Origin of the sequence: Marinobacter salexigens (genome assembly GCF_018860765.1) — a bacterium.
GTDB lineage: Bacteria > Pseudomonadota > Gammaproteobacteria > Pseudomonadales > Oleiphilaceae > Marinobacter > Marinobacter salexigens_A.
In genome coordinates, this window is the sequence record NZ_JAHKPV010000021.1 from 117,954 (window position 1) to 141,893 (window position 23,940).

21 protein-coding genes are annotated in these 23,940 nt (G+C 52.8%); 1 reads left to right on the top strand and 20 read right to left on the bottom strand.

The features are described from left to right. Positions 1 to 12: 12 nt before the first annotated feature. The 14 genes from purF to leuC all read right to left on the bottom strand — a co-directional run bounded on the left by purF (position 13) and on the right by leuC (position 17,152). Positions 13 to 1,539 carry an amidophosphoribosyltransferase gene (purF, locus tag KO508_RS14255; RefSeq protein ID WP_216008986.1) on the bottom strand — a complete coding sequence of 509 codons (1,527 nt, stop codon included), beginning with the start codon at positions 1,537 to 1,539 and terminating at the stop codon, positions 13 to 15. Positions 1,540 to 1,573: 34 nt separating this feature from the next. Beyond that, the gene (locus tag KO508_RS14260) at positions 1,574 to 2,110 is read right to left on the bottom strand and encodes a CvpA family protein (RefSeq protein ID WP_216008987.1); all 537 of its coding nucleotides are present in this window, start codon (positions 2,108 to 2,110) and stop codon (positions 1,574 to 1,576) included. Positions 2,111 to 2,201: 91 nt separating this feature from the next. Further along, a complete protein-coding gene (locus KO508_RS14265) occupies positions 2,202 to 2,882 on the bottom strand; it encodes an SPOR domain-containing protein (RefSeq protein WP_216009767.1) in 681 nt (226 codons plus the stop codon). 90 nt (positions 2,883 to 2,972) lie between these two features. Beyond that, positions 2,973 to 4,295 (bottom strand): bifunctional tetrahydrofolate synthase/dihydrofolate synthase, encoded by a 1,323-nt coding sequence (gene folC / locus KO508_RS14270; protein WP_216008988.1) that lies wholly within the window; start codon positions 4,293 to 4,295, stop codon positions 2,973 to 2,975. Beyond that, the gene (accD, locus tag KO508_RS14275; RefSeq protein WP_216008989.1) at positions 4,279 to 5,205 is read right to left on the bottom strand and encodes an acetyl-CoA carboxylase, carboxyltransferase subunit beta; all 927 of its coding nucleotides are present in this window, start codon (positions 5,203 to 5,205) and stop codon (positions 4,279 to 4,281) included. Before accD ends, folC begins: the two co-directional genes overlap by 17 nt. A gap of 52 nt (positions 5,206 to 5,257) precedes the next feature. Beyond that, positions 5,258 to 6,070: a tryptophan synthase subunit alpha gene (gene trpA / locus KO508_RS14280; RefSeq protein ID WP_216008990.1), complete on the bottom strand. Its 813-nt coding sequence runs from the start codon at positions 6,068 to 6,070 to the stop codon at positions 5,258 to 5,260. A gap of 31 nt (positions 6,071 to 6,101) precedes the next feature. Then, positions 6,102 to 7,310, bottom strand: coding sequence for a tryptophan synthase subunit beta (trpB, locus tag KO508_RS14285; RefSeq protein ID WP_436836627.1), 1,209 nt, complete (start codon positions 7,308 to 7,310; stop codon positions 6,102 to 6,104). A 70-nt stretch (positions 7,311 to 7,380) separates the two neighbouring features. Further along, on the bottom strand, positions 7,381 to 7,998 hold the full coding sequence (locus KO508_RS14290; protein WP_252738142.1) for a phosphoribosylanthranilate isomerase: 618 nt from the start codon (positions 7,996 to 7,998) through the stop codon (positions 7,381 to 7,383). Further along, positions 7,995 to 8,906, bottom strand: coding sequence for a tRNA pseudouridine(38-40) synthase TruA (truA, locus tag KO508_RS14295; protein ID WP_216008993.1), 912 nt, complete (start codon positions 8,904 to 8,906; stop codon positions 7,995 to 7,997). The genes KO508_RS14290 and truA overlap by 4 nt, the downstream gene beginning before the upstream one ends. A 107-nt stretch (positions 8,907 to 9,013) precedes the next feature. Then, entirely contained in the window at positions 9,014 to 12,316 is a 3,303-nt protein-coding gene (locus tag KO508_RS14300; protein ID WP_216008994.1) for a FimV/HubP family polar landmark protein, read from the bottom strand. 321 nt (positions 12,317 to 12,637) lie between these two features. After that, a complete protein-coding gene (gene asd / locus KO508_RS14305; protein WP_216008995.1) occupies positions 12,638 to 13,753 on the bottom strand; it encodes an aspartate-semialdehyde dehydrogenase in 1,116 nt (371 codons plus the stop codon). Between the two features lie 112 nt (positions 13,754 to 13,865). Continuing rightward, on the bottom strand, positions 13,866 to 14,939 hold the full coding sequence (gene leuB, locus KO508_RS14310; protein ID WP_216008996.1) for a 3-isopropylmalate dehydrogenase: 1,074 nt from the start codon (positions 14,937 to 14,939) through the stop codon (positions 13,866 to 13,868). A 125-nt stretch (positions 14,940 to 15,064) separates the two neighbouring features. Beyond that, positions 15,065 to 15,712 carry a 3-isopropylmalate dehydratase small subunit gene (gene leuD / locus KO508_RS14315; RefSeq protein ID WP_216008997.1) on the bottom strand — a complete coding sequence of 216 codons (648 nt, stop codon included), beginning with the start codon at positions 15,710 to 15,712 and terminating at the stop codon, positions 15,065 to 15,067. A 21-nt stretch (positions 15,713 to 15,733) separates the two neighbouring features. Then, the gene (gene leuC, locus KO508_RS14320) at positions 15,734 to 17,152 is read right to left on the bottom strand and encodes a 3-isopropylmalate dehydratase large subunit (protein WP_216008998.1); all 1,419 of its coding nucleotides are present in this window, start codon (positions 17,150 to 17,152) and stop codon (positions 15,734 to 15,736) included. Between the two features lie 178 nt (positions 17,153 to 17,330). Between leuC and KO508_RS14325 the strand changes: the two genes are divergently transcribed. Beyond that, positions 17,331 to 18,239 (top strand): LysR family transcriptional regulator, encoded by a 909-nt coding sequence (locus KO508_RS14325; protein WP_216008999.1) that lies wholly within the window; start codon positions 17,331 to 17,333, stop codon positions 18,237 to 18,239. Positions 18,240 to 18,414: 175 nt separating this feature from the next. Here KO508_RS14325 and aroC read toward each other — a convergent pair whose 3' ends face one another. The 6 genes from aroC to KO508_RS14355 all read right to left on the bottom strand — a co-directional run bounded on the left by aroC (position 18,415) and on the right by KO508_RS14355 (position 23,923). Next, positions 18,415 to 19,509, bottom strand: a complete 1,095-nt coding sequence (aroC, locus tag KO508_RS14330; RefSeq protein WP_216009000.1) for a chorismate synthase — start codon at positions 19,507 to 19,509, stop codon at positions 18,415 to 18,417. A gap of 37 nt (positions 19,510 to 19,546) precedes the next feature. Then, positions 19,547 to 20,449: a 50S ribosomal protein L3 N(5)-glutamine methyltransferase gene (gene prmB, locus KO508_RS14335; protein WP_216009001.1), complete on the bottom strand. Its 903-nt coding sequence runs from the start codon at positions 20,447 to 20,449 to the stop codon at positions 19,547 to 19,549. Between the two features lie 94 nt (positions 20,450 to 20,543). Continuing rightward, entirely contained in the window at positions 20,544 to 21,692 is a 1,149-nt protein-coding gene (locus KO508_RS14340; RefSeq protein ID WP_216009002.1) for a patatin-like phospholipase family protein, read from the bottom strand. A 32-nt stretch (positions 21,693 to 21,724) separates the two neighbouring features. After that, positions 21,725 to 22,627, bottom strand: coding sequence for a DUF4892 domain-containing protein (locus KO508_RS14345; protein WP_354668039.1), 903 nt, complete (start codon positions 22,625 to 22,627; stop codon positions 21,725 to 21,727). A gap of 4 nt (positions 22,628 to 22,631) precedes the next feature. Further along, the gene (locus tag KO508_RS14350) at positions 22,632 to 23,558 is read right to left on the bottom strand and encodes an alpha/beta fold hydrolase (protein WP_216009004.1); all 927 of its coding nucleotides are present in this window, start codon (positions 23,556 to 23,558) and stop codon (positions 22,632 to 22,634) included. A gap of 14 nt (positions 23,559 to 23,572) precedes the next feature. Further along, entirely contained in the window at positions 23,573 to 23,923 is a 351-nt protein-coding gene (locus KO508_RS14355; RefSeq protein ID WP_200200787.1) for a PilZ domain-containing protein, read from the bottom strand. Between the last annotated feature and the right edge of the window lie 17 nt (positions 23,924 to 23,940).

Below are 23,940 nucleotides of genomic sequence, written 5' to 3' on the forward strand. Positions count from 1 at the left end.
AAGGCTCGGTAATCAGTCTTCGTCGTTGTGGAGGTCAATAATGCCGTTATCGCCAGAGACGGATTCAACGCCTCCAGAACGTTTTAAGTCATTTCGAGCTTCATCGAGGCGATTGAGGTATGCCGCGTCAATATCTCCGGTTACGTACTCGCCGGTAAATACCGAACATTCCCAGCCATCGATATTGTCATTCACGTCACTTACACACGTCACCAGATCTTCAAGATCCTGATACAGCAGCCAATCAGTACCTATAAGCTCGCCAATTTCGTCAACAGTCCGGTCGTGCGCAATTAGTTCAGTGGCTGATGGCATATCGATACCGTAAACGTTGGGGTAACGAACCGGGGGCGCTGCCGATGCAAAGTACACGTTTCTAGCGCCCGCATCTCTGGCCATCTGAACAATTTCTTTGCAGGTGGTGCCTCTAACAATGGAGTCATCCACCAACATTACGTTTTTACCTTTGAACTCCAGATCAATAGGGTTCAGCTTCTGGCGCACAGACTTTTTGCGCATGGTTTGGCCGGGCATGATAAACGTGCGGCCGATATAGCGATTCTTAATAAAGCCTTCGCGGAACTTCACCCCCAAACGGTAAGCCATCTGCATGGCTGATGTACGACTGGTGTCAGGAATTGGCATAACCACATCAATATCGTGATTTGGGCGCTCCCTTAGCACTTTATCCGCCAGAGTTTCACCCATGCGCAGTCGTGCTTTGTATACCGAAACACCATCGATTATGGAGTCAGGACGCGCAAAATAGACATGCTCGAAAATACATGGGTAGAGCTTAGGCTGCTGAGCACATTGCTGGGTATAGAGTGTGCCATCAGTCTCAATGTAGACCGCCTCACCTGGAGCGATGTCCCTTACCAGAGTGTATCCGGCAGCACTAAGGGCAACACTCTCAGATGCGATCATATATTCCTTTCGACCGCTTTCAGAGGTTCTCTCCCCATAACACGCGGGGCGTATGCCGTTAGGATCACGGAAACCTACAATGCCGTAACCCGTTATCATGGCAATAGCCGCGTAGGCTCCACGACAACGTTGATGCACGGCGCGCACAGCAGAGAATATTTCCTCTTTTGTCGGGTCAAGCTTGCCCAGTTTTTGTAGCTCGTGGGCAAAAACGTTCAACAGTACTTCCGAGTCAGAATTAGTATTGATATGGCGCAGGTCAGTTCGAAACAGGTCCTGGCTCAACTCGTCGGCGTTGGTAAGGTTGCCGTTATGGGCCAGAGTAATTCCGTAAGGACTGTTTACATAAAAAGGCTGAGATTCTGCAGAACTGGCACTACCTGCAGTGGGATAGCGTACGTGGCCGATACCAACATTGCCTACCAACCGGTGCATGTGGCGGGTATGGAATACGTCCCGTACTAATCCATTATCTTTGCGCAGGTAGAAGCGTTCATCCTGAAACGTAACTATGCCCGCCGCATCCTGGCCCCGGTGTTGAAGTACAGTCAGCGCATCATAGAGCGACTGATTGACGTTGGAAGTACTGACGATGCCGACAATGCCACACATGGATAGAGTAATCTCCGGGTGTTAATTCTGAATGTTAGCGGGATGCAGACGTGGGTTCCACGGCCGTTTGGGGTTCCGGTTCGAGAAAACGGGCAAATTCGTCACCGAATGTTCGCCGGGACCAATCTTCAACTACCGCCAGACGGTCAATCATGACGGACGTCCTCCACCAGGTATCCTGAGCCAGAGGGGTGTAACGGACAAATGCTATCGCGACAATGACCACAACAAGCCCGCGCAACAGTCCAAAGCCCATACCCAAAACCCGGTCAGTGGCCGATAGCCCTGTAGCACGTACAAGATGACCGATCATATTGTTGATAATAGCGCCAACAATGAGGGTTCCGAAAAAGAGAATGGCGAAGGCTGCGATCAGTCGCACTAACGGCGTTTCTACCGTGCTCTCAAGCAATGCTTGCATTTGAGGGTGAAAAGTACGGGCAAGTATGAAGGCGCCCACCCAGGTCACCAGAGACAAGGCCTCTTTAACAAAGCCTCGTTTCAGACTGATGAGAGTGGAAACTGTAATGAGGGCGATGAGGACCCAGTCAATCCAGATCAGCGCTTCCATGAAAGTCCCGGTGAATAAAAGGAAGCGCGAATTCTATCAGGAAACCCCGGTTCGCCAAACCGCCTGAATGATATAAAGCAGAACAAAAACGTTATTTATCGCCGGAGGTGACCAAACTATTGAGGCTGAACGCCTCATCCAGAGCGCGCTTAGCGGCTTCTGCTTTCGACTTTTCGGCGAAAGGCCCACTGAAAACCCGTGTAAGCGTCACATCACCTCGAACAACTTCTTGAAGATGAGAGCTATACCCCTTATCACGAATCTTGTCACGAAGCCGTCGGGCATTGTCGCCATTACCAAAGCTACCTAACTGCACCACCCACGCGCCCTCCAACGACCGCGTAAATTCCGCTCGATCCTGCTCGGCTACGACTTCGGGCTCGTTCGGCTCCGGCGCGGGTGGTTGGATATCCTTCGCGACCGACACCGGGGTTTCTTGCGGGATACTTTCAGCGGGTGCCGGTTGTTCCTCCGCATTTTCGGCTTTGTTGCTCCTGCCCGCCACGGACTCGGTAACTGGCGCATCGCCTTCTAGAATCCTGAAACCCTGATCGTCTTTCTCCTTAGATGGCGAAGCGTTCTGCTGATACGTAGGCGGGGTTACCAGATCAGACTCCGGCGCTTCCACTTCCGGGAAAGGAGGCTCCTCGGGAATGTTGATTGAGGTAGAGGTGCGCTCTGAGTGAGGCTCATCGAAGACCATAGGAACAAAGATAACAGCCAGCGAAATAAGAACCAGCGCTCCAATGATTCTTTGCTTCAGTCCATCCACGTGTCTTGGCTCCTCACTCGTTTTTTCGTAAAACATACTAACTGCCTGCTTGCCATAACTCAAAGCTCTGCAACTTGCTATGGACAAAGTTTAAGGCGGGGCAACTTCGCTTATAACAAGCAACGAGCGCGTCTCGGCAACGGTAAAAAAAGAGCCAAAAACAATAATTATGTCGTTCGAAGCCGCTTGGCCCAGTGCTGCAGTAATCGCAGCTGTCACAGAACCGTGCATGAACACCTCTTTCAATGGACAGGAATCTAGCTTTTCGGCCAAGGCTTCCGAACTTAGCCCACGGGGTACATCAAGCCCTGCAAGATGCCAGCAATCTACAATCGGTGCCATCGTGCGAGCCACGCCTACCACGTCTTTATCGGCGAGCGCCGCATACACTGCGTGAACCTTTCGGGTCCCGCACTTAAGAACCTGCAACTGCGCTGAAAGCCAACGGGCGGCATGGGGGTTATGCCCTACATCAACATACAAGTCAGGTTCGTGCCGAAGGTGTTCGAAACGCCCCGGAACATTAACATTGGTCAGAGCTGTTTCGATTACAGATATTGGCGTGTCGGGCGCAAGGATTCGCATAGCCATAACTGCCGCTGCCACACTTTGAACCGGCAAAGGCCCTCTGGGCATTCTAATAGTCTGTCCCTGAGTATGCAGGGTGACAGATAACCCACCTGCGTCAGGGGTCGTTTCCTCGATAGTGTAGTCTTTGCCGACTCTTTGAAGCACCACCTTCTGGGCGGTTGCCTGCTGAATAACGGAACGAGGCGGGTCCATGTCGGCAACAATTGCCGGTATACCTGGACGAAGGATGCCAGCTTTTTCGAAGCCGATAACCTCACGGTTATCCCCGAGAAAAGCCACATGATCGATATCCACGGAAGTGATAATCGCAAGATCCGCATCAATCACGTTTACGGCATCAAGTCGCCCGCCAAGGCCCACTTCAAGAATCCAGTCATGAACACCTGCTTCAGCAAGAACAACAAACGCTGCCAAGGTGCCAAACTCAAAGTAGGTCAATGTTACGGAACCACGGGCAGATTCAACCTTTTCAAACGCAGAGATGAGAGTCGCATCGTCAACATCCTTGCCACCAATACGGATGCGTTCGTTGTAATTCTGGAGGTGCGGTGACGTGTAGGCGCCGGTGCTTCGCCCTGATGCATGCAAAAGCGATTCAAGCGTAGCTACTGTACTGCCTTTTCCGTTGGTTCCAGCAACGGTAATCACTCGCGCATTAGGCTTACGCCTGAACAGCTTGCGTAGTACCAGAAGCACTCGATCAAGCCCGAGGTCAATTTCGGTAGGGTGAATCGATTCTAGCCAGAACAGCCACTCGTCAAGATTAGCGCCAGCCCCCGGTGCTTTCGGGGACTGTGATTTCGGATTACTCGGCTGGGACATCAGCGTCGGGCTTTTCCGTTATCTCAAATTCAATGGGCTCGTCTGTTCCCGGCCGATCTTGCCCAGTGAACTTCGCCAATACGTGAGCAATGCGGTCACGCATTTGGTGGCGATGCAAAATCATGTCGATAGCCCCGTGCTCCAGCAGGAACTCGCTGCGCTGAAAGCCCTCAGGTAATTTTTCACGCACCGTTTGCTCGATCACCCTCGGGCCCGCAAAGCCAATCAATGCGTTGGGCTCCGCAATATTGAGATCACCCAGCATTGCCAAACTTGCGGACACGCCACCAAACACCGGGTCTGTCATTACCGAGATATACGGCAAGCCTTCTTGCTTCATGCGCTCCAGCACGGCTGCGGTTTTGGACATCTGCATCAACGAGAGGATGGCTTCCTGCATCCGAGCGCCACCACTAGCAGAAAAACAGACCAGTGGTATACGTTCTTCAAGCGCAACATTGGCGGCCTGCACAAACTTCTCACCTACAACCTGCCCCATGGAGCCGCCCATAAAGCCAAACTCAAATGAGCAAGCAACTAACGGAACGCCCAGAGTTTTACCTTTCATAGCAACCAGCGCATCTTTCTCACCAGTGGCCTTCTGGGCTTGCACCAAGCGATCCTTATAACGCTTGGAGTCCTTGAATTTGAGCCTATCCCAGGGTTCGAGATTTTCTCCAATTTCTTCCCGGCCATCCTCATCAAGGAAAATATCTAGGCGGCGGCGGGCAGCCACTCTCAGGTGATGATTGCACTTGGGGCAAACATCCAGATTTTTCTCCAGCTCCGGCTTGTAGAGAAAGGCTCCACATTTGGGACATTTTTTCCAAAGCCCTTCAGGCACACCTGTTCTGCGATTGGATTCCGAGCGAATTTTGCCCGGCATTATCTTGTCCAGCCAGTTACTCATGGTTTCATCCTGTCCTTTGATTCCGGTCTGCCCTCACCCTTCACCTTTCGGCTCAGGAAGCCAGACTATCCAGCGCTTCACGCATAGGGTTGAGCAGATCCGTCAGCGCCCTTTTAAGCGCTACGATATCGGTCTGATTTCCGGCTATTGTATCCACCAGAACACTGCCAACAATTACACCATCGGATACCCGCCCTACGGCTGCCGCTGTTTCTGCATCGCGAATACCAAAACCAACGCCAACGGGCAGAGCTGTCAATTTGTGGATATGGGCTACCTTGGCAGCTACTTCATCCACATTTATTTTGGCAGCACCGGTTACGCCATTAAATGAAACATAGTACACATATCCGGAAGAGTGATCGGCAATTGCCCGAATTCTTTCATCGGTTGTGGTTGGCGCCAGCAAGAAAATCGGATCCAAACCCCGTTGCGCAAATAACGGCGCAATTTGCTCAGCCTCTTCCGGTGGTAAATCCACCGTGAGAATGCCGTCAACACCCGCCTTTACTGCCGCATCTGCAAACGCTTCATAACCCATGGCTTCGATAGGGTTAAGGTAGCCCATCAATACCACCGGAGTGGTGTTATTGGTTTTTCTGAACTCGCTCACCATCGCCAGAACACCGCGTAAAGACGTGCCATGCTTGAGTGCACGCTCACAGGCCAGCTGAATCACCGGTCCATCGGCCATCGGGTCCGAGAACGGCACACCCAGCTCAATGATATCAACACCGGCATCCACCATGGCATGCATCAGTCCCACAGTCTCGTCGGGATGTGGGTCACCGGCGGTAATAAAGGGAATAAGTGCCTTGCGGCCCTGTCCTTTGAGGGTCTGGAGAACCCCTTCGATTCGGCTCATGCCTGCTCCTGTCGGTTAATCAGACCATTATTTACAGTTCGATACCATCCAGCTGCGCAATGGTATGGATATCTTTGTCGCCGCGACCGGATATATTAATTACGACCATCTGGTCTTTATCCATCGTAGCCGCAAGCTTTACAGCGTAAGCAACCGCATGAGCCGTTTCCAGCGCAGGCATGATGCCTTCAACTAGAGTCAACATGCGGAACGCTTGCAGGGCTTCGTCATCGGTGACCGACACATAGTTGGCCCGGCCAATATCCTTCAACCAGCTATGTTCCGGCCCTACCCCCGGATAATCCAAACCAGCACTGACGGAATGCGTGCCCGCGATTTGGCCATTCTCATCTTCCATAAGATAAGTACGATTGCCATGAAGGACGCCTGGTCGCCCGGCACACAAAGGCGCCGCATGCTGCCCGGTTTCAATGCCAAGCCCACCGGCTTCTACACCATAGAGTTGCACAGACTCGTCGGTAAGGAACGGGTAAAACATTCCGATCGCATTAGAGCCGCCACCCACACAAGCAACCAACGCGTCCGGCAGCTTTCCGGCTTTTTCCAGAGACTGGTTACGGGTTTCACGCCCGATAACCGACTGGAAATCGCGAACCAGCAAGGGGTAAGGGTGCGGTCCTGCGACGGTACCAATAATGTAGAAGGTATCGTCAACATTGGTCACCCAGTCACGCATAGCGTCGTTCATTGCATCTTTGAGTGTGCGGCTACCGCTCTCGACAGCGTGAACTTTTGCACCAAGCAGCTTCATGCGGTACACGTTCAACGATTGTCTTTGAACGTCCTCAGCGCCCATAAAAACGTGACATTCCAGACCTAAACGAGCGCAAACTGTCGCTGTCGCAACGCCATGCTGCCCAGCACCTGTTTCCGCAATGATCCGCTTTTTGCCTAAAAAGCTGGCAAGCAAAGCTTGACCAATGGTGTTGTTTACCTTGTGCGCACCTGTGTGGTTTAAATCTTCCCGCTTCAACCAAATCTGCGCGCCGCCGGTTTCGCGGGTCAGTCGCTCGGCAAAGTACAAGGGGCTTGGTCGGCCAACATAATCTGCGAGGTCTTTGTCAAACGTTGCTTGAAATTCGGGATCCTTCTTGAGCCGCAAATATTCCCGCTCAAGGGTCATTAGGGAATCCATTAGCGTTTCGGAAACGAATCGTCCGCCAAAAGCACCAAAATGCCCTTGCGCATCCGGCAGTGCCGTCAACATTTCTTCAGTCAGTTTTACAGACACGATGAACCTCTCTGTTAGACACGGTGAGCCTCTCTGTTAGCCACAATGCGTTCTTGTATCAAACTCGGTGAGCTTCTTTAATAAATTCAGACATTTTCTCGATGTCTTTGATACCTTTGCTCTTTTCAACACCACCACTGACATCAACAGCCCAAGGCCTTACCTTCTTTACGGCGTCGAATACGTTATCAGATGACAACCCACCGGCCAATATGAGGGGCAAGGTGCGCTCAGGCGGAATCAAATCCCAATTGAACGACTGCCCGGTACCGCCAAATCGCACTGGATCCCAAGCATCAACCAACAGCCCGGAGGCAAGATAATAGTCACTGAACGCTTTTTCGATTTGGCCGGCCTGTTGAACTCTCACTGCTTTGATCCAGCGCCGTTCGAACTGCGCGCAAAAACCTGCTGACTCGTCGCCGTGGAACTGCAGCAAATCCAATGGTATGCGCTTCAGAACATCTCTAACTTGCGCTTCCGGAGGATTAACAAACAGGCCAACGAGGGACACAAACGCAGGAATATGTCGTGCAAGCACCTCGGCTTGCTCTATAGTCACGGCGCGGGGGCTGGGCTCATAAAACACTAAGCCTATCGCATCCGCTCCGCTCGCAACCGCCGCTTTGATATCCGAAACACGGGTCAAACCACAAATTTTGACTCGTGTTTTCATGATGCGTCTACCGGCTTCTGTTTCGGGTGAATGTGAGTTGGGCGAACCGGGCTGTTTTCTGACGGGCTGAACCAGGGTCTCAGGAAACCAGGGCCGCATTCAGCGGCAGGTATGCCGAAACCATCGGGATAACCAACATCCACCAGATACAAGCCGTGGGGCGGTGCGGTTACGCCAGCCAGCCTGCGATCCTTTGCAAGTAGTATGTCATGAATCCAGCGTGGCGACTGATTTCCAGCACCTACAGCCATAAGAGCCCCAGCGATGTTCCGAACCATGTGATGCAGAAACGCATTGGCCTGCACATCAATTACGACGAAGTTCGCTTTCCGGGTTACCTTTATTTGCTCGAGGAAGCGTATTGGCGTTCGAGATTGACAGCCCGCAGCACGGAACGACGAAAAATCGTGCTCCCCGACCAATGCTTGGGCGGCGTCATGCATTAGCTCGGCATCCAGCTCGCGAAACGTCCAGCTTACCTGACCTCTCTGGATACCAGGGCGCACGGCGCTGTTATAGATGACGTAGCGGTAGCGTCGGTACACAGCTGAAAAGCGCGCATGGAAATCCTCGCGAGCATTCCCTGCCCAATGCACAGCGATATCAAATGGCAAAGCGGTGTTAATACCCATAACCCATGAACGGAGCGGTCGAACGGCTGAAGTTTCAAAATGCGCGATTTGGTAACTCGCGTGCACCCCAGTATCCGTTCGGCCCGCACACACAAGGTTAACGTCATGATTGGCCACTTTCTCAACAGCTTTTGTAAGCTCTGCTTCTACCGAACGAACGCCGGATTTCTGTAGCTGCCAGCCATGGAAACCCCGGCCATCGTATTCGAAAGCCAAAGCAACGCGCCCGGCGCCGATAGCATTATCCGTTGTGAGTTCCTGAGGATAGAGAAACAAATGTAAATCCGGAAAGTATGTTGCTGTAAAAACAAAGCGCCGACTGCTACCGGGAAACTCCCGGCGTCAGTCAGCGCTTGCTGCCTTAATTATCTGATTATAACGAATTAGGACAGTTTTTTAAGCAGATCCTGAGCTTCGCTTTTCTGTCCGTCATCACCCTCTAGGGCAACTTCTTCCAAAATGTCACGCGCCCCATCACTGTCGCCCATCTCAATATAGGCCCGTGCCAAGTCAAGCTTGGTTGCGGCCTCGTCTGTCCCTGCAAGAAAATCGAAGTCATCATCGTCGCCAATATCATCTTCATCGATATCAGCAAGCGGTGAGCTTGATGCCTCGCCCTTCACTTCATCAGACGCTACGGGCAAATCTTCATCCAGAAAAGAGCCATCAGCGTCCGGAACAGAGTCGTCAACGTCAGGAGCAGAGCCTTCAGCTACTGATAGAGAGGCATCAGCGTCTTCTGAGAGCGCATCGCCAAGGTCCAGCTCGTCATCCAAGTCATCCAAAGACGGCTGTTTATCTTCTAACCCGGCATTGGCTGAGTCGGCTGGGTCCGAGAACTCTTCCATCAGGGCAAGATCTTCATCGGAGACATCCAATTCAAGATCATCCAAAGTGGACTCTTCCATCTCCGAGCCACCAAGCTCTTCCTCTTCGCCCGCAACCTTGTCCAACTCTGCATCGAGTTCATCCAAGAAAGACTCATCCAGAGCACCAAGGTCTGAGCTTAATGCATCTTCAACTTCTGGGTCACTCCCTAGCTTATTATCAGCTTCACTTTCTAACTCGTTCTCTAGCTCATCAAGTGACGTCTCGGATTCAAACTCATCATTTAGTTCGAAACCTGATAGCTCATCAAGCTCACCGAGGGATTCATCCAGCGATTTCTCGGACGACTCGTCCAGACCGAAGCCTTCGAGAGACTCCTCAAAAGAATCTTCCGAATCGTCAAGGTCTATCTCGAGTGAAGAAAAGTCGCTTTCCTCGTCCAACAGATCAGTTGCCGACGTTTGCTCGGAGTCTGTAACGTCCGACTCCTGCGGATCTGCCGCTTCGTCTTTTGCTTTCGGCAGCTCTAACCCTGATAGATCGTATTCGATCAGATCGTCTGACTCGTTCTTTTCTTCCTGATTCGTTTCGTCGTCGGCCTTGGCGTCTGCCGCGTTTTCTGCACCTTCAATGGTATCGGAATCAAAGTCGGACAAATCCGAGTCAAAATCGCCGAACTCGTTCTCAACCTGTTCTTCGCGGCCAGCGTCGTATTGATCTGCCACGAGCTCGTCAGATAAGGACGAACCGGAGCGAAGCTGAGACTCTAGGTCGTCAATGCTCGGCATTGATTCAGCTTCCGCAAGGCGGGTGCGCAGCTCGTTAGCCTGCGCAAGCGCTTCGTCATCTCCTAGTGTCTCGATTTCCCCAAACTGTTTCTCGAAGGAGTCGCGCTCTTGATTGTCAGCGTAGACAGCTAGAAGCTTCAGGCGAAGATCTGTGCGACTTGGCTCGCGGGAGATAGCTGCTTCCAGAACTTGCGTCGCCTGATCATAACGACCGTAGGCTATGTATGTATCCGCTTCTTCCAGAGCGTCGCTATTACCATCGCTCTGCGTTGTCTCATCGTCATCCAGACTCAGATCGAAGGTATCGTCAGGCCCGCCAGATTCACTATTGAGCTGCTCATAAAACTCTTTCTCGCGGTTAGCGTTGCGGCGGGCGAGGAGCAAAAGAACCAACAACAGAATAACCAAACCGCCTCCAAGAGCGATCTGGTACATAGTGTTATTGGCAATCGCGTCAATCACGTTACCTGGGAAGCCCTTGTCAGCAACTGGCTTAGGCGCAGGCTCAGGCTTGGTTTCAGGTGCCTCTGATGCTGCCGGCTGCTCTGGCTGTGCGACTGTCACCGGGGCTGCGTCGCTTCCTGCAGCATTCATATCCTGCTCGGCATCAGTCATGTCGTCAGCAGGCTGAGCCTCGGGAGCCAATTCTGTAGCTTCGGCCTCTTCACCGGCAGTCTCTTCATCAGAGATACCGTCCATACCAGTGATATCCGATTCGCCAGACAGGGCCTCTTCAGTGCCGGGCTCGGCGGGCACCTCTGCTGACTCCGCGACTCCATCTTCAACAGAGGGGTCACCAGTCTCTTTCGGTTCCGTCTCTGCCATAGGATCCGCAGTATCGGGAGCGGCTTCCGCGAGTTCAGAGTCTGTAGTGGCTTCACTTGTACCCGCAGTGGAATCAGCAAGTTCAGAATCCGGAGTTGCTTGATCAGGTGCTGTATCGCCAGCCGCAGCGCCTTGCTGCATCTCTGCTAACTGGCTGTTTTTGAGCTCTAGTAAACGTTGCAGCGTTTGTACCTGATCCTGAAGATCGTCAACCCGAGTGTTGAGTTCTTCGTTCTCACGCCGAGAGCTTTCAAGCTCTTCCATAGCAACGGCGGTGCCGGCATCGACACCGCCAGGAAGCTTGCCGTCGCCACCAGCAGAGCCACCATCGGTCTCACTGCGGCTGCCAGTATCATCGGCAACCAGCAGTTTGAGCTCGTCGCCACCAGAGGAAGTTTGGCCAGCAGCGCTGGTTTCAGACGGCTGGGCGGGCGTAGCATCTACTGTGCGCTTGGGCTGCTGGAATTCTTGGTTCTGCTGGGCTACCGCACGGGTTGCCTCTGAACGACTACGGTTGCGGATCTGATCTGCGGTTGGAACACGCAGTACCTGACCTCGTTTGAGCCGGTTGATGTTATTGCCAATGAACGCATCGGGATTCAGGTCTTGCAATGCCAGCATAACCTGCTGCATTGAGAGACTGTTGTCCGGCCTAACGGCGGAAGCGATGGTCCAAAGCGTGTCATTTGCACCCGTAGGTCCAAAAGTATCAGACCCGTAGCCACGACTCTGAGCCCGCTCTGCCCTAGCCTCTCGGCGACCAGAGTCGGCACCGCGGTCCGGTGCAGTTGTTCGGGCTTGTGCTGAAGGGGCACGCACCTCTTCAGACACACCGGACTCTTCGGCGTAAACGGGGGGATCTACTAAAACTGCGTATTCACGCATTAGCCGACCATTGGGCCAGGTTAGTTCCAGCAAGAAGTTAAGATATGGCTCTCGCAGGGGCTCCCGGGAACTCACATTCACCATCAGGCTGCCATCGGCGCCCGTAACCACGTTAAAACGGAGTTTGCCTACAAATGGGCTTCGCTGCAGGCCCAGTCTCTGATAAGCCATGTCCGGAGCGATGTTCACGAACACATCACCGGGATCTACGCCCCGACTTTGCGGCAGAACAATCTCTGCTTCCATGGGTTCATTCAGATAGGACTGAAGTTCAATTTCACCCAGCCCAAGGGCCTGAGCAACCCCGGATCCGAGCCCTCCCGCCAGAGCCAGTGCAACCGCAAGCTTGCGTACCTTCATGCTTTTTCCTTTCCAGTCTCCGTTATCCGATACCGTTTTTTGCACAGCACCGAACGAGGTGAGGTGACTTTCGTCTGGATACTTCAGATTTAATATGTCGAAGCTGTCGAAACTTTAACGTTCAGTTCGGCAAGTATTGTAGATAAAACCTCTTTTATCAATCAATCAGCCGCATTCCTTGCACCATTTTTTTATTAGTTGCACGGAACTCCCTAGTGTTCCTGAAAATAACAGGGGCGGAGACTGAAATCAGCCTCCGCCCCCTAACCGGCTTTCTGAAACCGGACACAGTTGGCATTAATTGCCTCCGTGTAACATTTCTTAACGCGCTTGCAATATCCGTAACATACGCCGTAGAGGCTCAGCAGCGCCCCATAGCAGCTGATCACCCACGGTGAACGCAGAGATGTACTCTGGCCCCATAGCGAGCTTTCGAATACGCCCTACGGGCACGCTCAGGGTGCCTGTAACCTTGGCAGGCGTCAGCTCTTCGATGGTTGCATCACGATCATTAGGTATGACTTTCACCCAGTCGTTGGCTTTCGCCAGAATCGACTCGATTTCTGCAACCGTTAGATCTTTCTTGAGCTTGATTGTGAGCGCCTGGCTGTGGGAACGCATGGCGCCAATCCGCACACAGATTCCATCAATTGGAATCGGATTGTCTGAGCGACCAAGAATTTTATTGGTCTCAACACCCGCCTTCCACTCTTCTTTACTCATGCCGTTATCAAGTTGCTTATCGATAAACGGTATCAGGCTACCAGCCAAAGGAACTTGGAAGTGCTCGGTGGGAAATCCATCAGAACGCATGGTTTCAGTAATCTTGCGGTCGATGTCCAAAATCGCAGAGGACGGGCTGGCCAGCTCGTCATTAACACTGCGGTTCAGCTCACCCATCTGGTTCAGCAATTCGCGCATGTTTTGCGCACCGGATCCAGAAGCCGCCTGATAAGTCATGGGCGATACCCACTCGATCAGGTCTTGCTCCAGCAGACCACCAAGAGCCAGCATCATCAAACTTACAGTGCAGTTACCACCGATGTAGTCTTTAACGCCTTTATCGAGCGCCGCATCGATCACATTGCGGTTCACCGGATCCAAAACAATAACGGAATGATCCGCCATGCGAAGCGACGATGCCGCATCAATCCAGTAACCTTGCCAGCCTGCGTCACGTAGCTTCTGATAAACCGCGCTTGTGTAATCACCACCCTGACATGTCAAAACCACATCCAGAGTTTTAAGGGTTTCGATATCGAAAGCATCCTGCAAAGGCGGCACGCCGTCTTTACCCACATCCGGAGCTGGCTGACCAGCCTGAGATGTGGTGAAAAATACTGGTTCGATATCAGCGAAATCATTTTCTTCGCGCATGCGCTGCATGAGCACTGAGCCCACCATGCCGCGCCAACCTACAAGTCCAACTCGCTTCATGTGCGACCTTTGAACCTCGCGTTATGCCCGCCCACAACCTATATCGCTGGCTGGGACAGGATGAATGATCCCGCAGCAACCGCGTCGTGTTGCTGTCGGGGATTATCGTAATTTACAGAGCAGCCAGTACCGCATCACCCATTTCGCGGGTAGAAACCCGGGTACCGCCTTCCGACATAATATCTGCCGTGCGCAGCCCCTGATCCAGTACCTTGTTCACAGCCGCCTCGATGGCCGCCGCAGCCTTTTCTTCATCAAGGCTGTACCGCAACATCATGGCAGCACTGATAATTGTAGCGAGAGGGTTGGCAATACCTTTGCCCGCTATATCTGGCGCCGACCCGTGGCAAGGCTCATACATACCCTGCTTTTCCGAATTCAGCGATGCTGACGGCAACATGCCAATAGAACCTGTGAGCATGGCTGCTTCGTCTGAAAGAATATCACCAAACATGTTTCCAGTCACAATCACGTCGAACTGCTTGGGTGCACGGACCAGCTGCATAGCCGCGTTATCCACGTACATGTGAGAGAGCTCTACGTCCGGATACTCACTCTTCAACTCATTCATGATTTCACGCCACAAAACGGTCACTTCAAGAACATTGGCTTTATCGACGGAGCACAGTTTCTTGCCACGCTGCTGCGCCGCCTCAAACGCAACCCTGCCGATTCGGCGAATTTCAGATTCCGTGTAGGCATAGGTGTTATAGCCCTGACGCTCGCCGCTTTCGAGCTGACGAACACCGCGCGGCTGGCCAAAGTAAATCCCGCCTGTGAGCTCACGTACAATCATGATATCCAGACCCGAAACCACCTCGGGCTTGAGAGAGGATGCAGACGCAAGTTGCGGATAAAGAATAGCCGGGCGCAGGTTAGCAAACAGCTCCAGATTCGAGCGCAAGCCAAGCAGCCCTTTCTCAGGGCGTTTTGCCATAGGAAGAGCGTCCCACTTTGGACCACCTACGGCGCCCAACAAAATCGCATCAGCCTTGCGGGCCATATCCAGTGTGTCGTCCGGCAAGGGATTGTCAGCTTCATCCAACGCAGCTCCACCAACGAGGCCGGTATCAAACGTAAGCTTCAGATCAAATTTTTCATTAATGGCGTGCAGGATTTTTTCGGCTTCCGCAACAATTTCAGGACCTATGCCGTCACCCGGCAGAAGAAGTACATTTCTGGACATGATGAGCTTCCAAATTTTGGTAAACCGGGCCACTTTGGCACGGTGAATTAACTATCGCCAGGTGAAGATTCACGCACCCGGCTTGTATGGGGCCTATGTATCTCAGCTGTTCACCGAAACGCAGACTACCGGCCAGCGCCAAATAGCCAAGGAGCTGTTTGGCGGCGCTGATCTTCATAGGATTTGATCAGCTCTGCGTCTTCGAGAGTTACGCCGATATCATCGAGACCATGCAACAAGCAATGGCGACGGAAATCATCCACATCAAACCCGAAAGACTCACCAGACGGCGTGGCCACGGTTTTCGCCTCCAGATCTACTGTCAGCTTGTAGCCTTCCGAAGCCTCAGCCTCTTGAAACAACTTATCGACAATTTTTTCTTCGAGAACAATAGGTAAGAGACCATTCTTAAAGCAATTGTTATAAAAAATATCGGCAAAGCTCGGAGCGATAATAACTCGAAAACCGTAATCATCAAGTGCCCAGGGGGCATGCTCGCGACTTGAACCACAACCAAAGTTGCTTCTGGCCAAGAGTACGCTAGCACCCTTGTAGCGGGGCTGATTGAGCACAAAGTCCGGGTTCAGAGGGCGCTGAGAACTGTCTTGATCAGGCTTGCCTTCATCGAGATAACGCAACTCATCAAACAGGTTGGGGCCAAAGCCCGTGCGTTTGATAGATTTCAAAAACTGCTTGGGAATAATCATGTCCGTATCCACATTGGAACGGTCCATGGGGGCGACAATGCCTTGGTGTTGCGTAAATGCGCGCATGGTTCTGTTCTCTCCTGTGGCTCAGTTCAGCAATTCGCGAACATCAACAAAGTGACCGGCGATTGCGGCGGCGGCTGCCATGGCAGGGCTCACCAAATGCGTCCGACCCCCAAAGCCCTGACGGCCCTCGAAGTTACGGTTAGACGTGGAAGCGCAGTGCTCACCCTGCCCCAACTTGTCGGCGTTCATAGCCAGGCACATGGAGCAACCCGGATCACGCCACTCAAGGCCAGCCTCAATGAAAATCTGATCAAGACCCTCAGCTTCCGCCTGTGACTTCACCAAACCGGAACCCGGCACAACCATCGCCTGCTTCAGGCTTTTCGCAACCTTACGCCCTTGCACCACAGACGCGGCCTCACGCAAATCTTCAATGCGGCTATTAGTGCAGGAACCGATAAAGACCCTGTCGAGCATTATATCTGTGATCGCCTGATTTGCCTGCAAGCCCATATACTTAAGAGCACGTTCGATGCCTTCGCGCTTAATGGGGTCTTCTTCTTTAGCTGGGTCAGGCACATTACCTGTAACGTCTGCAACCATCTCCGGAGACGTACCCCAACTTACCTGCGGCATAATTTCCGCACCGTCCAACTCAACAACCTTGTCGAACTCCGCATCCAAATCACTGTGCAACGTGCGCCAGTATTTAACCGCGGCATCCCACGCATCGCCCGTGGGTGAGAAAGGCCGACCTTTCACATAATCGATGGTCGTGCCATCTACAGCCACCATACCCACCCGAGCACCGGCTTCAATGGCCATATTGCAAATGGTCATCCGACCCTCCATGCTCAGATTCTGAATCGCCTCACCACCAAACTCAATAGCGTGTCCGGTACCGCCTGCAGTGCCGATTTTACCGATGATCGCCAACACGACGTCTTTACCGGTAACACCCTTTCCAAGCTGGCCATTTACCGTCACCAGCATATTCTTCATTTTCTGCTGCACCAAACACTGGGTTGCCAGCACATGCTCAACTTCAGACGTACCTATGCCATGGGCAAGGCAACCAAATGCACCGTGAGTAGACGTATGGGAATCACCGCACACAATGGTCATACCCGGCAGCGTAGCACCCTGCTCTGGCCCAATAACGTGTACAATACCCTGACGCTGATCCATGATCTTGAATTCAAGAATACCGAACTCATCGCAGTTCTTACCCAGCGTTTCTACTTGGATACGAGATACCGGATCAACAATGCCCTCAACACCCTTCGCTCGATCTGTAGTCGGAACGTTGTGGTCTGGGGTTGCCAAATTAGCATCAATGCGCCACGGCTTGCGATTAGCCAAGCGCAGACCCTCAAAGGCCTGCGGTGAAGTTACTTCGTGCAACAACTGACGATCAATGTAAATCAGCGCAGAACCATCGTCCCGCTGCTTGACCAAATGATCGTCCCACAACTTATCGTATAAGGTCTTACCCGCCATGATTCTCTCTCACTCTCTGGAGGTACATTTTTTTAGTGCTATCTATGGCTATTCAGCCCGAATCTCGCACCTATCATACAGCCACAAAAAACATAACCGCAATTCATGTTTATCATTCATCGCATTCCTTTCGGTTATACGATAGCCTTTGCTGACAAACACTGCAGGAATACAAACCGTGGACTCAAACGCCCTCAAAGCCTTCATTACAATTGTCGACCAAGGCTCCTTTTCTGAGGCTGCCGAGCTGTTACACCTAAGCCAACCCGCCATCAGCAAACGCCTTGCAGCTCTAGAAAACCAACTTGGCGAAACACTCATCGACCGAAGCCAAAGACAAATCCGCCTCACCGACTCCGGAAGCCGACTACTACCCCACGCACGCAAAATCCTGGACGAAATCCACAACGCCCGCATCGCCCTATCGCCAAACTCCGGCGTACTGGAGGGTGAGCTACACATCATCGCCAGCCACCACATAGGCCTTCATCACTTACCGAAATGGCTAAGACGGTTCAAACGTGAACACCCCCAGGTAACCATAAACCTTCAGTTCATGGAATCCGACGCTGCCTACGAACAAATGCGTAAACGCAACGCCGAATTGGCCTTCGTAACACTCAGCGACAGCATGCCCGCAAGCTTCCACGTATTCGCCCAATGGCCAGACCCCATGGCCTTTGTCGTGGGCACCGACCACCCACTGGCTGCAATAAAAACACCAAAGCTCGCTGATCTGGCACAGCACCCGGCCCTACTTCCGGATACCTCAACATCAACCTACCGCGTAGTAAGCCGCTTATTTCTGGAGGCAAACCTACCCCTGCACCCACAAATGCCCACCAACTACCTAGAAACCCTCAAAATGATGACCAGCGTCGGCCTCGGATGGAGCGTATTACCACTGCGCATGGCAGATGAAAGCCTGAAAGTGCTTGAAGGCGTACTAGCGAAAGGAACGGAAACTGGAAACTCGGTTACACGGGCTCTTGGCGGCATTGGACTAACCGGCCGGCAACCGGGTAACGCCGCGAAGGCGATGCTGAGGATTGTTCAAGAAGAAGAGGGAAATCCGAGCAAGAGTTAGCGAGTGCCAACCCAGCATAGTCGGGTAAACCACGGCCTGTGGTGATCCGGTCAGGTAAGGCTGTTCAAAAATCTGGAGCGCCAAGGATGGCGCGACGAAGCCCTACATGGATGTATTTACGGGCGTTTTTTGAACAGCCTTACCTGACTGGATCGCTACACCTAAGCTATCAGGTTCAAAGCTGCCCAATAACCGGCGTAGCAACAGAAACATCACCATTCTGACCACGATGGCGCAAATAATGATCCATCAACACAATCGCCATCATCGCCTCAGCAATCGGCGTAGCCCGAATACCCACACAAGGATCGTGCCGCCCAGTCGTAATAACCTCCACCGGATTACCGTGCACATCAATACCACGCCCCGGCAAACGCAAACTCGACGTCGGCTTCAGTGCAATACTCGCCACAAGTGGCTGCCCTGACGAAATGCCCCCAAGCACACCGCCAGCATGATTCGACAAAAAGCCCTCAGGCGTCATCTCATCCCGATGCTCCGTACCCTTTTGAGTAATGCACCCAAAACCCGCACCAATCTCAACGCCTTTCACCGCATTGATACTCATCAAAGCATGCGCCAAATCCGCATCCAAACGATCAAACACCGGCTCACCCAACCCCGGCGGCACACCTTCAGCTACCACATTAATCCGTGCACCAATAGAATCGCCTTCCTTGCGAAGAGCATCCATATAGGCCTCCATCTCCGGCACTTTATCGGCATCAGGACAGAAAAACGGATTTTGATGCACTTGATCCCAATCGAGCTTCTCTGCTCGCACCGGCCCAAGCTCCGACAAATACCCACGGATACGAATACCCAAACGCTCCTGCAAAAACTTCCGAGCCACCGCACCGGCTGCGACACGCATAGCCGTTTCACGGGCCGAAGAACGGCCACCACCACGGTAATCCCGCACCCCATACTTATGCATATAGGTGTAGTCGGCATGAGCCGGGCGGAACTGCTCTGAAATTTTTGAGTAATCTTTCGAGCGCTGATCTGTATTTTCAATCATCAGCCCAATGGGCGTGCCCGTAGTTTTACCCTCGAACACCCCGGAAAGAATGCGAACCTCATCCGCTTCACGGCGCTGGGTAGTATGCCGGGAAGTGCCGGGCTTACGGCGATCTAGATCTGCCTGCATATCGGCTGCCGAAAGCTCCAACCCCGGTGGGCAGCCATCAATAATACAGCCCAGAGCAGCCCCATGGCTCTCGCCAAACGTTGTAACGGTAAACAGTTTTCCGAAAGTATTTCCTGACATAATTCAATATCTTGTAAAAGTGATGTAAGAAATTAGATTAACGATTGCTCTGCCACTGACGGAGGTCCTGCTCGGTAATCGCAAAAACACCGTCGCCGCCATTATTGAACTCCAGCCAAGTGAACGGAAGTTCCGGATACGCCTCATCCAGAGCTACCCAGCTATTCCCAACCTCGACTACCAGCAGGCCGCCGGGCGTAAGATGCTCCGCTGCTCCGGCAATAATCCGATGGGCAATATCCAAACCATCATCGCCTGCTGCAAGCCCTAGCACCGGCTCATGATGAAACTCATCTGGCATATCACCGATATCTTCCGCATCAACATAGGGCGGATTACTGACAATGATATCGTACTGACCGGTGATATTCGCGAACACATCCGACTCTACCGTGCGCACCCGGCCATGAAGCTCATGCAAATCAATGTTGGATTCTGCAACTGCCAGAGCTTCAGGCGAGATATCCGACAAATCAACGGCGGCATTCTCAAATACCCAGGCCGTTCCTATGCCGATACAGCCGCTTCCGGTGCAAAGATCGAGAATTCGCTCAACAGGCTTATCGCCAAGCCAGGGCTGGAATCCGTTTTCAATCAGCTCCCCAATTGGCGAGCGTGGCACTAAAACCCGTTCGTCCACATTGAACGGCATACCCATAAACCAAGCTTCACCCAATAGATACGCTAGGGGAACACGCTCGTCGATGCGACGACGGAGGCGCTCAAGAATAAGCAAGCGCTCTTCCCGGGTCAGCCGGGCATCCAGAAACAGGGTGTTGTTTTCTAGCGGTAGGTGCAGGCTGCGCATCACCAATTGCACGGCCTCATCCCACACGTTATCCGTGCCATGGCCGAAAAAAACCGGCGAAGCGGCAAACTGTGAAGACGCGTAACGAAGATAATCGCGAACGGTGTGAAGGTCGTCAATCGGGCTGGTCACAAGCACTGCTTCCTGTCATGTCGGATTCAGCGCGGATTATACGCTGTTTCAAGGCCTTGCTGCAGCCACCAAATTAGGGTTCAGCCTTATAGGCTCATACAGCCAAAGGCCCGGAGCTGTTCCGGTTTTCTTCAAACCGGTCCAAAGCCGCAGTCATGCGCTCACGCCCCAATTGAATCAGTTCCGGAGCCTTATGGAAGTCATAAATACGGCAGGAGTTTTTAGGGATGTTAACCAGCAAATCTGGTGGGTAACCAGCAAGCTTGTATTGCACCAGAGCGCTCTGCATGGTTTCAATGGTCAAGTTCACAACGTCGAACTTGCCGAGGCCCAGCTTGTCCCAGTTGATTGTTTCGTGTTCTTCCTGACGTTTGTTATTGTCTTGTTTATTCCGGCTCTTTTTCTGCACTTCTTTCGAGATTTTATCCTCAGGGCTTTCCTCATCACCCGGCTTTCCCGCGCTCAGGGATTTTAACGTGTCCCAGTCAAACCAGCGGGTGGCTTTATCGCGAAACCTATCCACCCATTCATCCGGGTTCTCGTTAGCAGCCTCATCCTCACTGTGCATAAAGGCGGCATCGGGCAACCTTTGCCGCCGATCTTCTTCACCGCTGAGATTCACTGCAAACACGAGATCAGCATGGGCTGAAATGGTCGGAATAATAGGCAGCGGATTTAGCAATGCCCCATCAACCAGAACTCGGCCATCCAAAACCATGGGGGTGACAACGCTTGGAATAGCGACGGATGCCCGAATGGCCCTGTCTAAAGGGCCCTCTTGAAACCAAATTTCCTTATGAGCCAACAAATCCGTTGCAACGGCGGTGTAATGCAGGGGCAGATTTTCAATTCGAGTATCTCCCAGCATCTCCCGCACGACTGAGAAGATCTTTTCCCCTCGAATCGCACCAACTGAGTTGAAGGTTAGATCCAGCAATTTGAGCACATCAAATTGGCCAAGCCCAGTTACCCAGTCTTTGTAATCTTGCATCTTGCCCGCTGCATACATACCGCCCACCAGAGCACCCATGGAGCAGCCGGAAATAGCCACAATGTTGTAGTCGCGCTCGGCAAGAACTTCGATAGCACCTATGTGGGCATAGCCTCTAGCACCGCCACTGCCCAAGGTTAAGGCAACAGTCTGGCGTTTGCGTTCAGGAGGCTTAGGCTCAGCGCTGGCGTTCGACTCTACGGCCGATAGGTCTGAACTCTCCAGAACCTTGGATGCATCATTATCAGGCACTTGACTACCTCGTTAAGGCTTCTTCGTTAGATCTACTGCGTTACAACCATTACTTCAACCCGATCGCCTTGGCGGGTAGGATCCGAAACAACCACCGACGGTCCCACAATAACCAATTCCTGCTGTTGTCTGGAAACACCGGTTTTCGCCAAAACCTCGGAAAGCGACTCTGCCGCCTTGCGGGCTCGCTCCATGGCGCGGATGAAAGATTCATTCTCACCAAGTGCGGAGTAACCAACAAGAATCACCTTGGCACCCTCAATCCGGGCAAGATCGCCAACTTTTCTGCGATCCGTGGCCTGCCAGTTAAACCGGTAGGTAACGCCGCCCTGCCAAGGTACAACCACCGGCCCCACAATACGGTTATTAACCGAGCCAAGACCCGGAACTGAAGCGCCAGCCGCAACCTTCATGTGCTCTACCCAAACGTACTCTCTAAGATTACCCCGGGTAACTGTATATACAGACGTCAGCCAACGACTGCCATCGTCGGCTACGACACCTGCCACCAAATAATCTTGGGTGCCATCCCTACCGTAGAGAACTGGTTGATGAAAGATCTGGTTTGCCCACACGTTGCTGCGGCCACACCGAATGCCCGAGCACTCGAACAAGATTTGCGCGCCACGATCACGCAGCAGCCCAAGGTAGTGTTCCAACGCTTCCCGGCGGTTGGCATCCCGTGAAATCTGGTAGAGGCGACCCTCCCCAGACACCGGTAACCGGGCCATGGTTTCTGAGCGAATCTCGTTGTTAACCTCCCGTACCGGGCTGAACAATACAAGGTGGCCGGACGACTCGATAGGCGCCGTCTCTTCGAGCGTGGACTGAGCAAATGGCTCCGGCGCAGATTCCGGCAACGCAGCACTGGCAACAGCCGAAGCTGTTGATAGCAGCACAGAAGTCATAAAGCTCAATACAAATAACTTTGGCAAGGTATTACTCATTCTCAAGAAAGTGTCTGACAGCATCGACAACCGGGCGAGTATGCCCATCAAGGTGACAATGATGCCCGCCAGGCACATCAACCGTGTGCAAATTTGGCATGGCGTCCGCACGGCTATCAAGCCCTTCTCTATTAGCCAGCAGCCCTTCCTGAGCACGCACAAACAGAGTTGGTGCCTTAACAGCCTTTAGCGAAGCCAAGACTTGCTCCTCTGTCATCATCAATGGAGACGGGTGCCTTAACCGCGCATCTGTGCGCCAACCGTAACCGCCGTCTTCAGGCTTCAGGTTCCTACGAATCAACGCCAGTGCCGCTTCGTGGCTTAGCGGGCTTAACCCGCCCTCACGAACCTTAGCTGCCGTCACAACGTCCGGATAAACCGCTGGCCGACCGGAACCTGCGATGCGTTTTTTGATGGACTTACGAAGCTGTGGAACCGTCTCACTGACTGGTCGACTAAGTGCGCCGAGACTGTCGATCATAACCAGCTTGCGCACCCGCTCCGGAAACGCCGCAGCGTAGAGTGCACCCACAATTCCGCCTAATGAATGGCCAACCACATCCACCTGTTCGAACTGCCCGGATTCGCAGAAGTGCGTTTCAATCAGTTCGGCAAGGTCCGCAACGTAATCCATTAACTGGTAACTTTGCCCAGCCGGGCGATGGCCGGAATGCCCGTGACCTGCCATATCCACAGCATACAGCGACGACCACTGCGCCAATTCCGGCGCTATTTTGGAGAAAGTCAGACTGTTATCCAGCCAACCATGAAGCATAATCACGGGCAACTTGGCAGGTTTCGGAGCATCCGGTACTGGCCAACTGAGACCTGCAAGCGTGATGTGCCTCAGCGGCCACACCATCTCACACGCCCCTACCGAACTACCCGCATCAGCGGTCGAAAGGGCAAGATCGTTCATCTGGGAAGCGGGCCTCACATTGTGTGTGTCGGGCGGTCAGAGCTGAGCGAGCCTGCAAGATAGGATTCAATCTTGGTCTTGGCGCTTTCATCATCGCCATTGAACTGAACACCAATGCCAGCCGCACGATTCCCCTGCGCGCCTTTAGGCGTAATCCAGATAACCTTGCCTGCAACAGGCAGCTTTTCGGGCTCATCCATCAGGTTTAGTAGCAGAAACACTTCATCGCCGAGCTGGTATTGCTTTTGGGTAGGTATAAAAAGACCGCCCTGACGAATGTATGGCATGTAAGCGGCGTACAAAACCGCTTTATCCTTAATCGTCAGGGTAAGAATGCCGCTGCGCGCACCAAATCCGGGCCCCATATCTGACACCTTCTAAA

Excerpts from the sequence above, each read along its gene's own strand:
- purF (WP_216008986.1), bottom strand. The coding sequence starts at position 1,539 with ATGTGTGGCATTGTCGGCATCGTCAGTACTTCCAACGTCAATCAGTCG.
- KO508_RS14260 (WP_216008987.1), bottom strand. The coding sequence starts at position 2,110 with ATGGAAGCGCTGATCTGGATTGACTGGGTCCTCATCGCCCTCATTACA.
- folC (WP_216008988.1), bottom strand. The coding sequence starts at position 4,295 with ATGTCCCAGCCGAGTAATCCGAAATCACAGTCCCCGAAAGCACCGGGG.
- accD (WP_216008989.1), bottom strand. The coding sequence starts at position 5,205 with ATGAGTAACTGGCTGGACAAGATAATGCCGGGCAAAATTCGCTCGGAA.
- trpA (WP_216008990.1), bottom strand. The coding sequence starts at position 6,070 with ATGAGCCGAATCGAAGGGGTTCTCCAGACCCTCAAAGGACAGGGCCGC.
- KO508_RS14290 (WP_252738142.1), bottom strand. The coding sequence starts at position 7,998 with ATGAAAACACGAGTCAAAATTTGTGGTTTGACCCGTGTTTCGGATATC.
- KO508_RS14300 (WP_216008994.1), bottom strand. The coding sequence starts at position 12,316 with ATGAAGGTACGCAAGCTTGCGGTTGCACTGGCTCTGGCGGGAGGGCTC.
- asd (WP_216008995.1), bottom strand. The coding sequence starts at position 13,753 with ATGAAGCGAGTTGGACTTGTAGGTTGGCGCGGCATGGTGGGCTCAGTG.
- leuB (WP_216008996.1), bottom strand. The coding sequence starts at position 14,939 with ATGTCCAGAAATGTACTTCTTCTGCCGGGTGACGGCATAGGTCCTGAA.
- leuD (WP_216008997.1), bottom strand. The coding sequence starts at position 15,712 with ATGCGCGCATTTACGCAACACCAAGGCATTGTCGCCCCCATGGACCGT.
- leuC (WP_216008998.1), bottom strand. The coding sequence starts at position 17,152 with ATGGCGGGTAAGACCTTATACGATAAGTTGTGGGACGATCATTTGGTC.
- aroC (WP_216009000.1), bottom strand. The coding sequence starts at position 19,509 with ATGTCAGGAAATACTTTCGGAAAACTGTTTACCGTTACAACGTTTGGC.
- KO508_RS14350 (WP_216009004.1), bottom strand. The coding sequence starts at position 23,558 with ATGAACGATCTTGCCCTTTCGACCGCTGATGCGGGTAGTTCGGTAGGG.
- KO508_RS14355 (WP_200200787.1), bottom strand. The coding sequence starts at position 23,923 with ATGGGGCCCGGATTTGGTGCGCGCAGCGGCATTCTTACCCTGACGATT.